A 14091-nucleotide genomic window follows, 5' to 3' on the forward strand; every position below is an offset into this window, starting at 1 on the left:
GGGATCATCTTCGGGTCAGGGGCGCCACGAGATTGGACAGCCGTTCGCGTCTCGCCTCACGCCGGTGCCCGCGGTGAATGCACTGCTCCAACGCCTCCTCGAGCTCGGGATCGTTGCGGCCCGACTCCCGCAGTGCTTCCAGATTCTGTTCCGCGAAAACGAGACTGCCGTGATTGGTGATCGGTAGTTTCGCGATCTCCTCGACGGGCACGGCCGCGGGCAACGTTCGGCACCGGCCCGCACCGCCGGCGACTTGCAGGCTTATCACGGTACGGATGCACTTTTCACATTTGCCGCAGTTGTACACGCTGTCGGGATGAAGCCAGCACACACGGAGATGTTCCATCGCCGGAGCGCAGTCGACCAGCCGCATGATCTTCTGCACCCGGCGAGCCGACAAACCGTGATGCACGAACCGCACGCAGGAACTCGACCACAAGTGGTCTAGTTGGGGGTGGCTGCCCCACGGCATCAACGTGCCGTCGTCATACGACGACGGAAAGTAGACCGTCTCGAGATGTTCGGCGAGCAGATGGCCGATGTGGGCCATCGCCGCGCCGTGATATCGGTATCCCCAATGCGATGATCGGTCGCTGAATCCTCGGATGTTCGTCCGAACTTCAATCAGCTCCTTGCCCAACTCGCGGGCGGCCTTCCGGACACTGGACAACGCCTTCTCGGCCAACACGTTGTCGTCGATGCGGATGTCGAAGCCGTGAACGAACACCAGGTGGGTGACTTCGGGTGCGAGGGCTGAGTAGAACGAATCGACTCCACCTGAGAAGAACGACCCGATCCCGCGGCCCGCGGGGGCCTCGAGGCGGCGCGTAGGTGCTTCCACCGGTACGGGATGAAGGTCGTGATACCACGAAGCCAGAAGCCGCTGCACCTCAATCAGGTTTGTCGAGAACTCTTCGTCGACGACGGCGTTGGTGTGGATGGGAGATCGCATCTTCATCGCCAGCGGAGTGAGCGCGGCAACCCAGCCAGTCGCCCCTTGATCGAGCGAGGTGTTCGACTCGACCAGCGCGGTGAACTTGCCCTTCGGGGTGGCGAGTACGGCGCGGGCACGATACTGGTCGGACGGAATTACATCGATAACAGAAGCCCCCATGCGTCGCAACCTAGCGCGGCTCCCGACCGGCGGGACGGTTTCTACACTTGTGGCCCGATTCCGGCGACCCGACACGTCGACCAGTTGATCTTTCAGGCCAAGGGGGGCGGACGAGTTGGCCTGTAAGCCGGATTCTGTTCCGTGCCGTCATGACTGACGGCACGGCGGCGACCATCCATCTGGACACACCGTCACCGGGTGCCTCGAGCGGCCTACCCGCAGGCTCGGGCGAGCAGCCCTCGAACGTCTGCGCAGCCACAACGAGGTTGCGGCCTTCTTGGCCTTGCTTCGGGTGGGGTTTGCCTAGCCACTCCGGTCACCCGGAATGCTGGTGCGCTCTTACCGCACCGTTTCACCCTTACCACCCGGGGGTGGCGGTCTGTTTTCTGTGGCACTTTCCCGCGAGTCACCTCGGATTGCCGTTGGCAATCACCCTGCTCTGTGAAGTCCGGACTTTCCTCGACGTCCAGGCGAACCTGGATGCCGCGGCCGCCCGGCCAACTCGTCCGCGCTGATCACCGTACTCCGCGAGTCGGGCCGAGGCTGGCACCGGCCCGACTCTGCGGTGGCCGTCACGGCTACTCGCACTTTCCCGCAGTGGACGCCGAGTGGACGCCGACGCTCAGGCGCGGCGCCGCAGCACCATCACGTTGTCGCGCCACGTGAACGGCTGATCGTCGGGGTCGGTGCCGTCACGTTCCACGACGTCGACGCGGGCCCTCTCCCACTGTGCGTCCGGCAGGTCGAGCTCGGCGAGCACCTCCTCGGGGCTGGGGAACGGGTGGTCGTGCGGGACCTTCTTCGAGAACGGCGGCGGTGCGGCGTGGTCGACGATGACGAGCCTGCCGCCGGGGGCCACGGCGTCGGCCGCGTTGCGCAGAATCTGGGGCCGCTCCAGGCGCACCGTGGAGTGCAGGAACTGCGCAGAGATCAGGTCGAAGGTGCCCTCGGGAAAGGTGTCCGAGAGGTCGTGGCGTTCGAACTGGATGCGATCGCGGACTCCTCGCGCGTCGGCCGCGGCGGCAGCGCGCCCGATGGCCGTGTCGGAGATGTCGACCGCCTTCACCTGCCAGCCGTTCTCGGCCAGCCAGACGGCGTCGCCTCCCTCGCCGCAGCCGAGGTCGAGAGCCCGGCCGGGCTCGACGCCGGCGAGGATGCCGGGCAGCTGGGCGTTGACCCGGCCGCTCCAAATGCGTTCGCGCTCTCCGTAATGCGCTTCCCAGAACTCCTGGGCATTCTGATCGTCATGCTGTGACATCGGCATTCTCCTTCTGGTTGGGCCATGGTGGCACGGGCAGGCCGACGTCGTCGGCGAGCAGACTTTGGACGACGGCCGCGGCGCTCAGCGAGCCCGCCGCGATCGCCGCGGCGACCTGTGGCATCGACGCGCTGAGATCGCCGGCGGCGAACACGCCGGGTACCGAGGTGCGGTGGAACGCGTCGACGGCGACGGCATCTTCGGCGACGGGTCCCGGTGGCGCCATCGCGACGCCGAGTTGGGCGGCCAGGTCGCTCCGCTGTCGCAAGGTTGCCGCCACCAGGACGCCGCGGCGGGCCAGCCGGTCGCCGTCGGCGAACTCCACGGCGACCAGTTCGCCTGCCTCGGAGACGAATCCGGCGATTTCGCGTTCGTCTGTCGGCACGTCGGCGGTGAAACCGGCTGGGCCGTTGGTGAGTATGACGACGTCGTCGGTCCACCCGCGCAGCATCAGCGCCATGTGCACGGCGCGCTCGCCGCTGGCCAACACGGCTAGCGGTTGGTCGCGGGCCTCCCACCCGTGGCAGAACGGGCAGTGGAACGCCGACCGTCCCCACAGTTCGGTCAGCCCAGGGATCGGTGGTGCCACGTAGTCCATGCCCGTGGCCAACAGCACTCGCCTGGTGTGGACGTGGCTGCCGTCAGCGAGGCCAAGCGTGAAGCCGGCGCCGTCGGCCACGCCTGTGGTGACCTCACCGGGCCGCACCTCGACGGTGGGGTACTGCGCGAGTTCCGCACGGCCCATTGCATATAACTCTGCCGGGGGTCGACCGTCGTGGCCGAGGAGTCCGCCGATTCCGTGTGCGGGCAGGTTGCTTTGACGGCCCGCGTCGACGACGAGCGTGCGGCGCCGGGCGCGGCCCAACACGAGTGCCGCGCTCAGACCTGCCGCTCCGCCGCCGATGACGACGCAATCCCATTCCGTGACGTCCATGGGTACCACCTTGCCGACTGCGGTCACATCTGCCAACATCATTTGCCATGCAGGCAAAGGGCACCGATGACGTGGACCTCCGGGTCAGACGCCGACTGCGCGAATTGCGCACCCAGCGTGGGCTGACGCTCGACGAGGTCGCGACGAAGGCCGACATCGACGTCTCCACGTTGAGTCGGCTGGAGTCGGGCAAGCGCAGGCTGGCGCTCGACCACCTCCCCCGTCTTGCGGCGGCGCTGTCGGTGAGCACCGACGACCTGTTGCGGGCACCCGCCACGGAGGACCCCAGGGTGAAGGGTGCATCTCACACGCACGACGGGGTGACCTACTGGCCGCTGACGCACAACGGTCCCGCGGCAGGCCTGCACGCCTTCAAGATTCGCGTTAGCGCGCGCAGGCGCACTCCGCCCGACGAGTTCCCGGTGCACGACGGCCAGGACTGGATGTACGTGCTGTCCGGCCGCTTGCGCTTGATCCTCGGCGAGCGCGACTTCACCATCAAACCCGGTGAGGCCGTCGAGTTCTCGACGTGGACGCCGCACTGGTTCGGTGCCGTCGACGGACCCGTCGAAGCGGTGGTCATCCTGGGACCGCACGGCGAGCGGCTGCACCTACACGCTTGAGCCGGTGTCCTTGGTCTCGGGTCCGAGGAGTTTGCGTACCGAGATGCGGGATCCGAAGGGCTGCAACATTTGGCTCGCGGGGCGGGTGCGGACGTTCAGTGGCCACCAGAACCAGCGGCCGAGCATCGCGGCGATCGACGGCGTCATGAACGACCGCACGATCAGCGTGTCGAACAGCAGACCCAGGGCGATGGTGGTGCCGATCTGGCCGAGGACGATCAGGTCGCTGAAGGCGAACGAGGCCATGGTGCCGGCGAACACCATGCCGGCTGCGGTGACGACACCGCCGGTGCCGGCCATCGCGCGGATGATGCCGGTGTTCAGGCCCGCCCCGATCTCCTCCTTGAACCGCGATATCAGCAGCAGGTTGTAGTCCGCTCCCACCGCCAGCAGCAGGATGATCGCCAGGGCGGGCACGATCCAGTACAGCTCGATGCCGAAGATGTACTGCCACACCAGAACCGCGAGCCCCAGCGAGGCACCCAACGACAACACGACGGTGCCGACGATGACCACCGCGGCGACCATGCTGCGGGTGATGAACACCATGATCAGCAGGATCAGGGCGATCGCGGCGATCGCCACGATCAGCAGGTCGTAGGTCGACCCTTCCTGGATGTCCTTGTAGGTCGACGCGGTGCCTGCAACGTAGATCTTGGCGTCCGACAACGGGGTGGCCTTGATCGCGTCGAACGCGGAGTTCCGCAGGGCGTCGATGTGCGAGATGCCCTCGGGCGTGGCCGGCGTGCCCTCATGGGTGATCGTCATCCGGGCGGCCTTGCCGTCCGGCGACATGAACAACTTGAGGCCACGCTTGAAGTCGGCGTTGTCGAAGGCCTCGGGCGGCAGGTAGAACGAGTCGTCGTTCTTGGCGTCGTCGAAGGCCTTGCCCAGTGCGGTCGCGTTCTTCAGCGCCTCCTGGCTCTGGGTGTTGGTGCCGCCGGTGGTGGCGTAATTCGACTGCAACAGATCGCGATTGGCTTCCTGAATGTCGATCTGCGGCGGAATCAACGCGATCAGTTGCGGCTGCAGGGCGTTGAGCTTGTCGAGGCTGGCGGTGACCTTGGCGAACTGGTCACTGAGTGCGGAGATGCCGTCCAACGAGTCGAATACCGACCGCAGTGCCGCGCACGACGGGATGTCGAAGCAGTGCGGCTCCCAGTAGAAGTAGTTGCGCAACGGCCGGAAGAAGTCGTCGAAGTTGGCGAGGTTGTCCCGCACTTCGTTGATGGTTCCCACGGTGTCGTGGAAGGCCTGCACCTGCTCGTCGGTGGCCGCAGCACTCTGCTTCTGCAGCTCCAACTGCTGTTGCAGGACGGCGATGGACTTGCTGGTCTGGTCCACCTGTTTGAGGATGTCCTGGGCTCGTGCTTGCTGGTAGCTCAGGTTCATGATCTGCCCGGCACTCTGGGCACTGATCTGAAACGGGATGGAGCTGTGCGTGATCGGCGTACCCAACGGTCGGGTGATGGACTGCACCAGCGCGATGCCCGGGGTGTGCAGCACGGCCTTGGCGACGCGTTCCAGGATCAGCATGTCCGACGGGTTGCGCATGTCGTGGTCGGATTCGATCATCAACAGCTCCGGGTTCAACCGCGCCTCGGAGAAGTGCCGCTCGGCCGCGGCGTAACCCACGTTGGCCGGTGCGGTATCGGGAAGATACGGCCGGCCGTCGTAGCTGATCTTGGCCCCCGGCAGCGCGAGCACGCCGATGGCGGCGATGGCCAGTGACACCACCAGGATGGGGCCGGGCCACCGGACGATCGAGGTGCCGATGCGGCGCCATCCGGAGTTGCGCACCTTGCGTTTGGGCTCGAGTAGTCCGAACCGGGAGACGATCACGATGACGGCGGGGCCAAGTGTCAACGCCGCCATCAGCGTCACCAGCACGCCGAGCGCGGCGGGCACCCCGAGGGTCTGGAAGTACGGCAGCCGGGTGAAGTAGAGGCAGGCCACGGCGCCGACGATGGTCAGGCCCGAGCCGACGATGACGTGCACCGTCCCGCGGAACATGTCGTAGTACGCGTCGCCGCGCTCTAGTCCCCGGTTGCGGGCTTCCTGATATCGGCCGACCAGGAAGATGACGTAGTCGGTGCCCGCGGCGATCGCCATCAGGGTCAGCAGGTTGGTCGCGTAGGTCGACAGGCCGATCACGCCCTGGTGGGCCAGCGTCGCGACGACGCCTCGGGCGGCCATCAGCTCCACGGCCACGACCACGAGCATGATGAGCATGGTCACCACCGATCGGTAGACGATCAGCAGCATCACGGCGATGACGATGAAGGTGATCGCAGTGACCTGGTGAGTGCCCGCGTTGCCGACCTCGAAGTTGTCGGTGATCAGCGGTGCGGCGCCCGTGACGTACGCCTTCACGCCGGGCGGAGCCGGGGTGTCGGCGACGATCGTGCGGATGCTGTCGACCGACTCGTTGGACAGCGCCTCACCCTGATTGCCCCGCAGATAGACCTGCACGAGAGCGGCCTTGCCGTCCTTGCTCTGGGCGCCGCCCGCGGTCAGGGGGTCACCCCAGAAGTCCTGAACGTGCTCGACGTGGGTGGTGTCGGCGTTGAGCTTCTTGACCAGGACGTCGTAGTAGTCGTGGGCATTCTGGCCGAGCTTCTCGTCGCCCTCGAGGACGACCATGGCCGCGCTGTCGGAGTCGAATTCCTCGAACTTCTGCCCGATGTGGCGCATCGCCATGATCGACGGCGAATCCGGTGCGTTCATCGCCACGGACCGCTCTTCACCGACCGTCTCCAGCTGCGGCGAGATGACGTTGCTCAACACCGCTATCGCGATCCACAGCAACAGGATTGGCAGGGCCAGCGTCCAGATCAGCCGCGCGGGCCGCGACCTCTCCTGCGAGCTCTGATCAGCGTGCTGGCTCATGCGGACTTGTCCAGGCAAGCGATGTATCCGTTCACGTTGCTAGCGGACCTTTCGTCCTTGACGATGCCGTTGACGGTGATGCGGCAGGTGATGGGAGCGGAGTCACCCTGGGCGCGCAGATCCGCGAAGAGCGTGGGGTCGTCGGTGGTCAAGGTGTGCGACCACGGCAACGGGGCGTCGTCGACGCGCTGGGGTTGGGCGTGCTCGTCGAGGAAGTTGATGGTGGCCGTCGCGCCGGGGGTGCCGAACACCTCGAAGAGGACTCGCTTGGGGTTGTATCCGGTGTTCTCCAGCGAATCGGCGCTTGGTCTTGACACCTGGTTGTCGGACCCGAAGATCCCGTGCAGCCGGGTGACGCTGAAGACCACGAGGCCCACCACCACTACTGCGACGATGACGGTCCATTGCCGCTTGAGGACACGTCCGATCGAAAGCTTGCTCACCCGTACGCCTTTCGACAGCCGGCGACGCGGCATCCATCCGATTGCCCTCTCTTAGTCATACTAAGAGCGACCTGAGAGACGGTACGGTACGGTACGGGGCGGTGCAAGTCGTCCCAACCCCTTGCGCACGAGGTGTATGTATGGTCTCCGATTCGACGGATCCGTCAGTTCGAACTGACGGCTGTCCATGGAGCGCTCGTGAGGCCGAACTCCTCGCCGTGACGCTGAAGTTGTTGCAGCAACACGGATATGAACGTCTGACGGTCGAGGCCGTGGCCACCGAGGCCAAGGCCAGCAAGTCCACGATGTACCGGCGCTGGCCGTCGAAGGCCGACCTCGTGCTGGCGGCGTTCATCGAGGGCACCCGTGAGTCTGCGGTCCATCCGCACACCGGTTCGCTCCGCACTGACCTCTTGGCCATGGGCACGGCGGTCTGCGCGCAGAGCCGGGAACACGCGAGCACCATGCGCGCGGTGCTCAACGAGATGTCCCGCAGCGAAGCCCTGAGCGCCGCCATGCAGGAGAAGTTCATCTATCACCGCAACGTCCTGATCCGAGAGGTGCTCGGTGACGCCGTCGCACGCGGGGAGATTCAGGCCGAGGCGATCAACCCGGAGATCTGGGACGTCCTGCCCGGCTATCTGGTGTTCCGCTCCCTGGTCGCGGACCGACCGCCGACCGAGGAGACGGTGCGCGCGTTGGTCGACGAGGTTCTGATGCCGAGCCTTACTCGAGGTACGACGTCTCGTTGACCAGCCGCACCGACGACCCGCCGTCGGGGTAGAACTCTGCGATGCACAGCGAGGCCAAGTCGAGGTGCAGGCGGTAGAGGATGCCGGGCCCCGCGTCGAGCGCCAAGCGCAGAATCGACTTGATCGGCGTCACGTGCGACACCACCAGAACGGTCGCGTCGCCGTAATCGGCGATGATCCGAGTCCGCGCCCGTCGCACCCGCTTCGCGACCGCGTCGAAGCTCTCTCCCCCACCGGGCGGGGCGACGCTGGTGTCACGCAGCCACGCGCCGTGCACCTCCGGATCCCGTTGCGCCGCTTCGCCGAACGTCAAACCCTCCCACTCGCCGAAATCGGTCTCGATCAGATCGTCGTCGACGGTCACGTCGAGCCCGAGTTCCTTGGCCGCCGCCGACGCGGTGTCGTGGGCGCGCTGCAGTGGCGACGAGACGACCGCCGCGATGCCACCCCGCTTGCCGAGGTAGCGGGCCGCCGCCTCGGCCTGTTGCCGCCCCAGTTCGGTCAGCGGAGGATCGCCCTGGCCCGAATAGCGGCGGTCCACCGACAGTGCGGTCTGCCCGTGCCGCAGCAGGAAGAATCGGGTCGGCGCACCGCGCGCACCGGTCCAGCCCGCCGGTGACACCACTTCGGCCGCCGCCGCGCCCGTCCCGACCTGCTCGGCCGCCGCATCCATCGCCTCGTTGGCCAGCCGGTCGGCGTGGGAGTTCTCGGCCCGCGGTATCCACGCGAACGTGACACCGTCGAAGGCGCGGGTCAACTCCACCGCTTGTTCCCGCAACGGGATCAGGTCGGGGTGCTTCACGCGCCAGCGCCCTGACATCTGCTCGACGACCAACTTCGAATCCAACCGCGCGGCGACCTCCGTCGCGCCCACCTCCGCGGCCGCCTCGAGGCCCGCCATCAGACCTCGGTACTCGGCGACGTTGTTGGTGGCTCGCCCGATGCCGTCCTTGCGCTCGGCCAGTACCGTCGAGTGATCTGCCGACCAGACCACGGCGCCGTAACCGGCGGGACCGGGATTTCCGCGCGATCCGCCGTCCGCCTCGACGATCACCTTCATTACTTGAAGTCCCTCACCCGCACCAGGATTGCGGCGCATTCGGGGCAACGGAGCACCTCGTCCTCGCGGGCGGCCGAAATGCGGGACAGCTCTCCCATGTCGATCTCGATGCGACACGCGCCACACCGTCGCCCCTGCAGTCGACCGGCTCCGACGCCGCCGAGAGCCCGCTGACGCTCGTAGAGTTCGACCAGTTCGGGGAGCACCGATGCGGCCACCTTCTCGCGCCGGGCCACCGCCTGGTGCCGGGATTCCTCGATGAGCACCAGCGCTTCGTCGCGGGCTGCGACGGCAGCGGTCAGGTTGGTCTGGGTCTCGTCGACCCGGCTCTGTTGCGCCGCCTGGTCGTTCTGCAGCTTCTCGCGACGCTCCATGATCTCCAGCAGCGAATCCTCGAGGCTTTCCTGACGTCGCTGCAGCGTTTCGAGTTCGTGCTGGATCTCCCCGACGTGCTTGGAGTCGACCGTGCCACCGTCGAGCAGGCCGCGGTCACGATCCTCACGCTTGCGCACCCCGTCGATTTCGGCCTCGAACTTGGCAGCCTGGCCGTCGAGATCGTCGAGGGCGATTCCCAACACCGCGAGTCCGTCACCGGCTTCGCGGTGCTCGGCTTCGGCGGCGTCGAGCCGTTGCTGCTCGTCGAGGTGCGTGGCCTGGTGGTTGAGGCGGCTCAGTTCGGCGTCGACCGCGGCCAGTTCGAGAACCAACCGCTGTTGTGACTCTTCGGCTTTCATGTGGTGCTGGTGTCCTTCTCTAGATTCCATGGATCCGTCCGGACCGGGCTGACGCGCACGTCGAGCGCGCCACCAAAGTGCTTGCCTAGCAACGCCCCGGCTTGACCGCACCAGGGTTGCTCACTCGCCCAGTGAGCAACGTCGACGAGGGCGACGTCGGAGGTACGGAGGTGTTCGTCGGCCGGATGATGTCGGAGGTCGGCGGTGACGTAGGCCTGGACGCCGGCGCCCGCCGCGGTGTCGAGAAGTGAGTCACCGGCCCCGCCGCACACCGCAACTCGCGAGACCACGGCGTCGGGATCGCCTGCCGCCCGCACTCCCCAGGAGGTGGCAGGTAGGCCACGGTTCACCCGAGAAGTGAACGCGCGCAGCGTTTCCGGGACCGGCAACGCACAGATGCGGCCGATGCCGACGTCGGACGGCAAGGCCGCCAAGGCAACCACGTCGAACGCGGGCTCCTCGTACGGATGCGCATGGCGCAGTGCACCGAGCACCGCGGCCCGCACCCGGGCGGGTGCGACGACTTCGATGCGCTCCTCGGCGACGTACTCGACCGCACCGACGGTGCCAATGGCCGGCGTTGCACCGTCGTGCGGCAGGAACTGCCCCGTGCCCGCAACGGTCCAGCTGCAGTGCGAGTAGTCGCCGAGTGCGCCCGCACCCGCATTGAAGACGGCCGTGCGCACCGCGTCGGCGTCCGCCGCGGGGACGAAGACCACCCACTTGTCGAGCCGGGTGCCGTCCGACACCGGCGACAGGACGTCCTCGACGATCAGTCCCAGCGCCTCGGCGAGCGCGTCCGAGACCCCGGGGTTGGCCGAGTCGGCATTGGTGTGGGCGGTGAACAGCGCGCTGCCGCTACGGATCAGGCGGTGCAGGATCGCACCCTTCGCGGTGCTCGCCGCCACTGTGTCCACTCCGCGAAGCAGCAGCGGGTGGTGGGCGAGAAGCAGGCCCCGGTCGGGTACCTCGGCGACGACGGACGGCGTCGCGTCGACCGCGATCGTCACCGACTCGACGAACTCGGAGGGGTCGCCGCAGACCAGCCCGACCGAATCCCACTCCGCGGCCAACGCGGGCGGGTAGGCGTGCTCGAGCACCTCGATCACGTCGGCCAACCGCGCGCTCATCGCCGTCCCTCCCCTGCCGTTGCCTCGACGAGAGCGTACGACGCCACCAGCGCAGAAAGGGAGTTCAACAGCCCCGACGGGGGCTCGGCGGTCGTCGCGTAGACGCCGCCACCCTGCGGTCCCGGCGACCGGGAAAGACTGCTCACAACAAGACAGTAGACAATGGAGCGGTGAGTCCCCAGCTGGTCCTATTCGATCTCGACGGTACGCTCACCGATTCCGCTCCCGGCATCGTGGCGAGTTTCCGCCAGGCGCTGGGTGAGATCGGTGCGGCAGTGCCCGACGGCGACCTCGCAAGCCTGGTCGTCGGCCCGCCCATGCACCAGACGCTGGCGGCGATGGGCCTCGGCGATCGGGCGGATCAGGCCTTCGCTGCCTACCGCGCCGACTACACCACCAGGGGCTGGTCGATGAACAGCCTTTTCGACGGCGTTACCGACCTCCTGACCGACTTGCGCACGGCCGGGGTGCGACTGGCGGTCGCCACCTCGAAGAACGAGGTGACGGCCCGACGAATCATCGAGCACTTCGACATCGAGGAGCACTTCGAGGTGATCGCCGGAGCGAGCACCGACGGCGTTCGCTCGGCCAAGGCCGACGTGGTAGCCCATGCCCTGGCCCAACTCGGACCACTGCCGGAGCGGGTGCTGATGGTGGGCGACCGCTCCCACGACGTGCTCGGCGCGGCCAGTCACGGCATCGACACCGTGGTCGTGGAATGGGGTTACGGCGCCTCGGACTTCGACGGTCCCGACGCGGTGAGCGCGTTCAAGCACGTGGCGACGATGGCCGATCTGCGGGAGGTGCTCGGTGTCTGAGCACCGGCGGGCAGGAGCGCAGCGACCCGGGGATTGGACTCAGCTGCACGTGACGTTCGTGTGCTCGGGCAACATCTGCCGGTCCCCGATGGCCGACAAGATGTTCGCCCATCAGATCGCCGAACGCGGCCTCGCAGAGGCGGTTCGGGTCTCCAGCGCGGGAACGGGCAGCTGGCACGTCGGAGACCCCGCCCACGAACGGGCGGTCCACGTACTGCGTGAGCACGGCTATCCGACGTCGCACCAGGCGTCCCACGTGGGGGACGACCACATGGCGGCCGACATGGTCGTCGCGATGGGGCGCAACCACGTCCGTATCCTGCGGGATCTCGGCGTGGCCGAGGACCGGATCCGGATGATGCGCTCGTTCGACCCTCGCTCGGCGGCCAACGCGTTGGACGTCGAGGACCCCTATTACGGGACGCTCGAGGACTACGAGGAGACCTTCGCCGTTATCGAAGCGTCGCTGCCCGGGCTGCACGCCTGGGTCGACGACCGACTCGCCGCACGCGAGGCCGCGAGCTGATGCCTACTGAATCCCCGGGTCGCTCCGCTCCTGCCCTCCGACGCTTCGCGTTCTTGTTGAAGCCACAATGGCTCGCGCTCTACGTCGTCGCGATCGCCTTTGCGTACCTGTGCTTCACCGTGCTGGCACCGTGGCAGCTTGGCAAGAACACGACGACGTCTCGGGAGAACGCCCAGATCTCCAACTCGGTGTCCCAGGCACCGGTTCCGGTGACGACGCTTCTGCCGCAACAGGATTCCTCGGCGCCTGGCGACCAGTGGCGACAGGTCACCGCCACCGGCAGGTATCAGCCGGAGGCCCAGGTGTTGGTGCGCCTGCGCGTCGTCGACGGCAACCCGGCCTATGAGGTGCTCCTGCCGTTCCACGTCGACGGCGGCCCCACCGTTCTCGTCGACCGCGGCTACGTCAAACCCGACCGCGGCACCGACGTGCCGGAGTTCGCCGCACCTCCTACCGGGACGGTGACGATCACCGCCCGGTTGCGTGATCCCGAATCCGTCGTCGTCGGCAAGGAACCGTTCAGCGAGAACGGAATTCAGCAGGTGTACTCGATCAACCCCGGCCAGGTGGCCCAGGTGACGGGCGTTCCGCTGACGGGGTCCTACCTTCAACTCGTCGACGGTCAGCCCGGCGGGCTCGGGGTGATCGGCCTCCCCCATCTCGACGCGGGGCCGTTCCTGTCCTACGGCATCCAGTGGATCGCGTTCGGGATCATCGCGCCGATCGGCGTGGGGTACTTCGTGTTGGCCGAGGTCAAGCAGCGCCGCCGGGAGAAAGCTCAGAGCGATTCGCGGGCCGCCACGCCGGCGCCGCTCACCGCGGAGCAGAAACTCGCCGACCGTTACGGCAGACGGCAGTGACCATCACCGCCGCGACCGCAGCGGCGAGCTGAACGGCGCGCGACAACCGCACCGACCGCGTGACGTCGGCGACGTCAGGGGCGCGGCCCTCCCCCAGCGTCGGCCGGATCTCCAGGCGGTGGGCGTATTGCGTTGGCCCGCCCAGCCTCACGCCGAGGGCGCCGGCGAACGACGCTTCGGCCACCCCTGCGTTGGGGCTCGGGTGGCTGGCGGCGTCGCGGCGCCAGGCGGCCACCGCCGCCCGCGGGGATCCCGAGACGACGGGTGCGCACAGCACCGTGAGGAGCCCCGTGGCGCGGGCGGGCAGGTAGTTGGCGACGTCGTCGAATCGGGCTGCCGCCCAACCGAACTGAAGAAGGCGCGGCGACTTGTGGCCGATCATCGCATCCAGGGTGTTGGCTCCCCGGTAGACCAGTAGGCCGGGCACCCCGCCGACCGCGCCCCACCACAGCGGTGCCACTTGCGCGTCGGCGGTGTTTTCGGCGACCGACTCGACCGTGGCCCGCGCGATGCCTTCCTCGTCCAACGAGTTGGGATCGCGCCCGCACAGCGACGGCACCAACTCCCTGGCGGAGTCGAGGTCACCGTTCTCGAGCCGACGGGCCATGTCGGCCCCGGTGCGGCCCAGCGACGTCCCACCCAACACGACGAAGGTGGCGGCGGCCGTGACCGCAGCCGTCCAACCCGGTCCGCGCCGCGCCGCCATTCGCTCGGCCACCCCGCCGAGCACGCCGAGCCCTCCGAGCAGAATCCCGGTGTGCGCGACACCGGCGAGCCGGCGATCGGAGTAGGTCAGCCGTTCCAACGACATCGCCGCGGTGCCGAAGGCCGCCACGGGATGGCCCCGGCGCGGGTCGCCCCACAGCACGTCGGCCAGGTATCCCGCGGCCAGACCGACGGCTCTGCCGCGACGGATGGACTGGGACACCCCGGCAGCGTCTCACGAGGGC

At 67.6% G+C, this 14091-nt stretch carries 15 protein-coding genes and 1 other RNA gene; 5 read left to right on the plus strand and 11 right to left on the minus strand.

All coding sequences use genetic code 11. The features are described from left to right. Positions 1–4: 4 nt before the first annotated feature. The 4 genes from ASD37_RS17690 to ASD37_RS17700 all read right to left on the minus strand — a co-directional run bounded on the left by ASD37_RS17690 (position 5) and on the right by ASD37_RS17700 (position 3306). On the minus strand, positions 5–1114 hold the full coding sequence (locus tag ASD37_RS17690) for a hypothetical protein (RefSeq protein WP_056554023.1): 1110 nt from the start codon (positions 1112–1114) through the stop codon (positions 5–7). 107 nt (positions 1115–1221) lie between these two features. After that, positions 1222–1619: RNase P RNA component class A (gene rnpB / locus ASD37_RS20250), an RNA gene on the minus strand. Between the two features lie 117 nt (positions 1620–1736). Further along, on the minus strand, positions 1737–2372 hold the full coding sequence (locus tag ASD37_RS17695; protein WP_056555347.1) for a cyclopropane-fatty-acyl-phospholipid synthase family protein: 636 nt from the start codon (positions 2370–2372) through the stop codon (positions 1737–1739). Beyond that, positions 2359–3306 (minus strand): NAD(P)/FAD-dependent oxidoreductase, encoded by a 948-nt coding sequence (locus ASD37_RS17700; protein WP_056555349.1) that lies wholly within the window; start codon positions 3304–3306, stop codon positions 2359–2361. The genes ASD37_RS17695 and ASD37_RS17700 overlap by 14 nt, the downstream gene beginning before the upstream one ends. Before the next feature lie 47 nt (positions 3307–3353). Here ASD37_RS17700 and ASD37_RS17705 point away from each other — a divergent pair, with 47 nt between their 5' ends. Further along, complete coding sequence (locus ASD37_RS17705; RefSeq protein WP_056554026.1) at positions 3354–3929, plus strand: helix-turn-helix domain-containing protein; 576 nt, start codon at positions 3354–3356, stop codon at positions 3927–3929. Here ASD37_RS17705 and ASD37_RS17710 read toward each other — a convergent pair. Next, on the minus strand, positions 3918–6818 hold the full coding sequence (locus ASD37_RS17710) for an RND family transporter (RefSeq protein ID WP_056554031.1): 2901 nt from the start codon (positions 6816–6818) through the stop codon (positions 3918–3920). The two genes, ASD37_RS17705 and ASD37_RS17710, sit on opposite strands and share 12 nt — an antisense overlap. Continuing rightward, positions 6815–7261 (minus strand): MmpS family transport accessory protein, encoded by a 447-nt coding sequence (locus ASD37_RS17715; RefSeq protein WP_235568451.1) that lies wholly within the window; start codon positions 7259–7261, stop codon positions 6815–6817. Before ASD37_RS17715 ends, ASD37_RS17710 begins: the two co-directional genes overlap by 4 nt. A gap of 140 nt (positions 7262–7401) precedes the next feature. Here ASD37_RS17715 and ASD37_RS17720 point away from each other — a divergent pair, with 140 nt between their 5' ends. After that, on the plus strand, positions 7402–8013 hold the full coding sequence (locus ASD37_RS17720; RefSeq protein ID WP_056554038.1) for a TetR/AcrR family transcriptional regulator: 612 nt from the start codon (positions 7402–7404) through the stop codon (positions 8011–8013). Here ASD37_RS17720 and ASD37_RS17725 read toward each other — a convergent pair. From ASD37_RS17725 to ASD37_RS31530, 4 genes are read right to left on the minus strand one after another with little or no spacing between them, the layout of a single operon-like run. Next, positions 7988–9073, minus strand: coding sequence for a bifunctional RNase H/acid phosphatase (locus ASD37_RS17725; protein WP_056554040.1), 1086 nt, complete (start codon positions 9071–9073; stop codon positions 7988–7990). The genes ASD37_RS17720 and ASD37_RS17725 overlap by 26 nt on opposite strands. Continuing rightward, positions 9073–9807 carry a zinc ribbon domain-containing protein gene (locus ASD37_RS17730; protein ID WP_056554043.1) on the minus strand — a complete coding sequence of 245 codons (735 nt, stop codon included), beginning with the start codon at positions 9805–9807 and terminating at the stop codon, positions 9073–9075. The genes ASD37_RS17725 and ASD37_RS17730 overlap by 1 nt, the downstream gene beginning before the upstream one ends. Beyond that, positions 9804–10937 (minus strand): YqfO family protein, encoded by a 1134-nt coding sequence (locus tag ASD37_RS17735; protein ID WP_056554046.1) that lies wholly within the window; start codon positions 10935–10937, stop codon positions 9804–9806. Before ASD37_RS17735 ends, ASD37_RS17730 begins: the two co-directional genes overlap by 4 nt. Next, positions 10934–11083 (minus strand): hypothetical protein, encoded by a 150-nt coding sequence (locus ASD37_RS31530; RefSeq protein WP_156720949.1) that lies wholly within the window; start codon positions 11081–11083, stop codon positions 10934–10936. Before ASD37_RS31530 ends, ASD37_RS17735 begins: the two co-directional genes overlap by 4 nt. Positions 11084–11107: 24 nt before the next feature. Between ASD37_RS31530 and ASD37_RS17740 the strand changes: the two genes are divergently transcribed. The 3 genes from ASD37_RS17740 to ASD37_RS17750 are packed head-to-tail and all read left to right on the plus strand — an operon-like array spanning position 11108 to position 13141. Next, positions 11108–11755 carry an HAD-IA family hydrolase gene (locus tag ASD37_RS17740; RefSeq protein WP_056554049.1) on the plus strand — a complete coding sequence of 216 codons (648 nt, stop codon included), beginning with the start codon at positions 11108–11110 and terminating at the stop codon, positions 11753–11755. Further along, a complete protein-coding gene (locus ASD37_RS17745) occupies positions 11748–12281 on the plus strand; it encodes a low molecular weight protein-tyrosine-phosphatase (protein ID WP_304438715.1) in 534 nt (177 codons plus the stop codon). Before ASD37_RS17740 ends, ASD37_RS17745 begins: the two co-directional genes overlap by 8 nt. Next, positions 12281–13141 (plus strand): SURF1 family protein, encoded by an 861-nt coding sequence (locus ASD37_RS17750; RefSeq protein ID WP_056554052.1) that lies wholly within the window; start codon positions 12281–12283, stop codon positions 13139–13141. Before ASD37_RS17745 ends, ASD37_RS17750 begins: the two co-directional genes overlap by 1 nt. On the opposite strand, the gene ASD37_RS17755 is transcribed toward ASD37_RS17750, so the two are convergent. Beyond that, a complete protein-coding gene (locus tag ASD37_RS17755) occupies positions 13095–14069 on the minus strand; it encodes a cobalamin biosynthesis protein (protein WP_235568452.1) in 975 nt (324 codons plus the stop codon). The two genes, ASD37_RS17750 and ASD37_RS17755, sit on opposite strands and share 47 nt — an antisense overlap. Between the last annotated feature and the right edge of the window lie 22 nt (positions 14070–14091).

The organism is Mycobacterium sp. Root135 (assembly GCF_001426545.1).
In the GTDB taxonomy this organism is placed as follows: Bacteria; Actinomycetota; Actinomycetes; order Mycobacteriales; family Mycobacteriaceae; genus Mycobacterium.

What these genes read in the sequence shown, in the direction of transcription:
- ASD37_RS17690 (WP_056554023.1), bottom strand. Translation starts at nt 1,114, where the DNA reads ATGGGGGCTTCTGTTATCGATGTAATTCCGTCCGACCAGTATCGTGCC.
- ASD37_RS17695 (WP_056555347.1), bottom strand. Translation starts at nt 2,372, where the DNA reads ATGTCACAGCATGACGATCAGAATGCCCAGGAGTTCTGGGAAGCGCAT.
- ASD37_RS17700 (WP_056555349.1), bottom strand. Translation starts at nt 3,306, where the DNA reads ATGGACGTCACGGAATGGGATTGCGTCGTCATCGGCGGCGGAGCGGCA.
- ASD37_RS17705 (WP_056554026.1), top strand. Translation starts at nt 3,354, where the DNA reads ATGCAGGCAAAGGGCACCGATGACGTGGACCTCCGGGTCAGACGCCGA.
- ASD37_RS17710 (WP_056554031.1), bottom strand. Translation starts at nt 6,818, where the DNA reads ATGAGCCAGCACGCTGATCAGAGCTCGCAGGAGAGGTCGCGGCCCGCG.
- ASD37_RS17720 (WP_056554038.1), top strand. Translation starts at nt 7,402, where the DNA reads ATGGTCTCCGATTCGACGGATCCGTCAGTTCGAACTGACGGCTGTCCA.
- ASD37_RS17725 (WP_056554040.1), bottom strand. Translation starts at nt 9,073, where the DNA reads ATGAAGGTGATCGTCGAGGCGGACGGCGGATCGCGCGGAAATCCCGGT.
- ASD37_RS17730 (WP_056554043.1), bottom strand. Translation starts at nt 9,807, where the DNA reads ATGAAAGCCGAAGAGTCACAACAGCGGTTGGTTCTCGAACTGGCCGCG.
- ASD37_RS17735 (WP_056554046.1), bottom strand. Translation starts at nt 10,937, where the DNA reads ATGAGCGCGCGGTTGGCCGACGTGATCGAGGTGCTCGAGCACGCCTAC.
- ASD37_RS17750 (WP_056554052.1), top strand. Translation starts at nt 12,281, where the DNA reads ATGCCTACTGAATCCCCGGGTCGCTCCGCTCCTGCCCTCCGACGCTTC.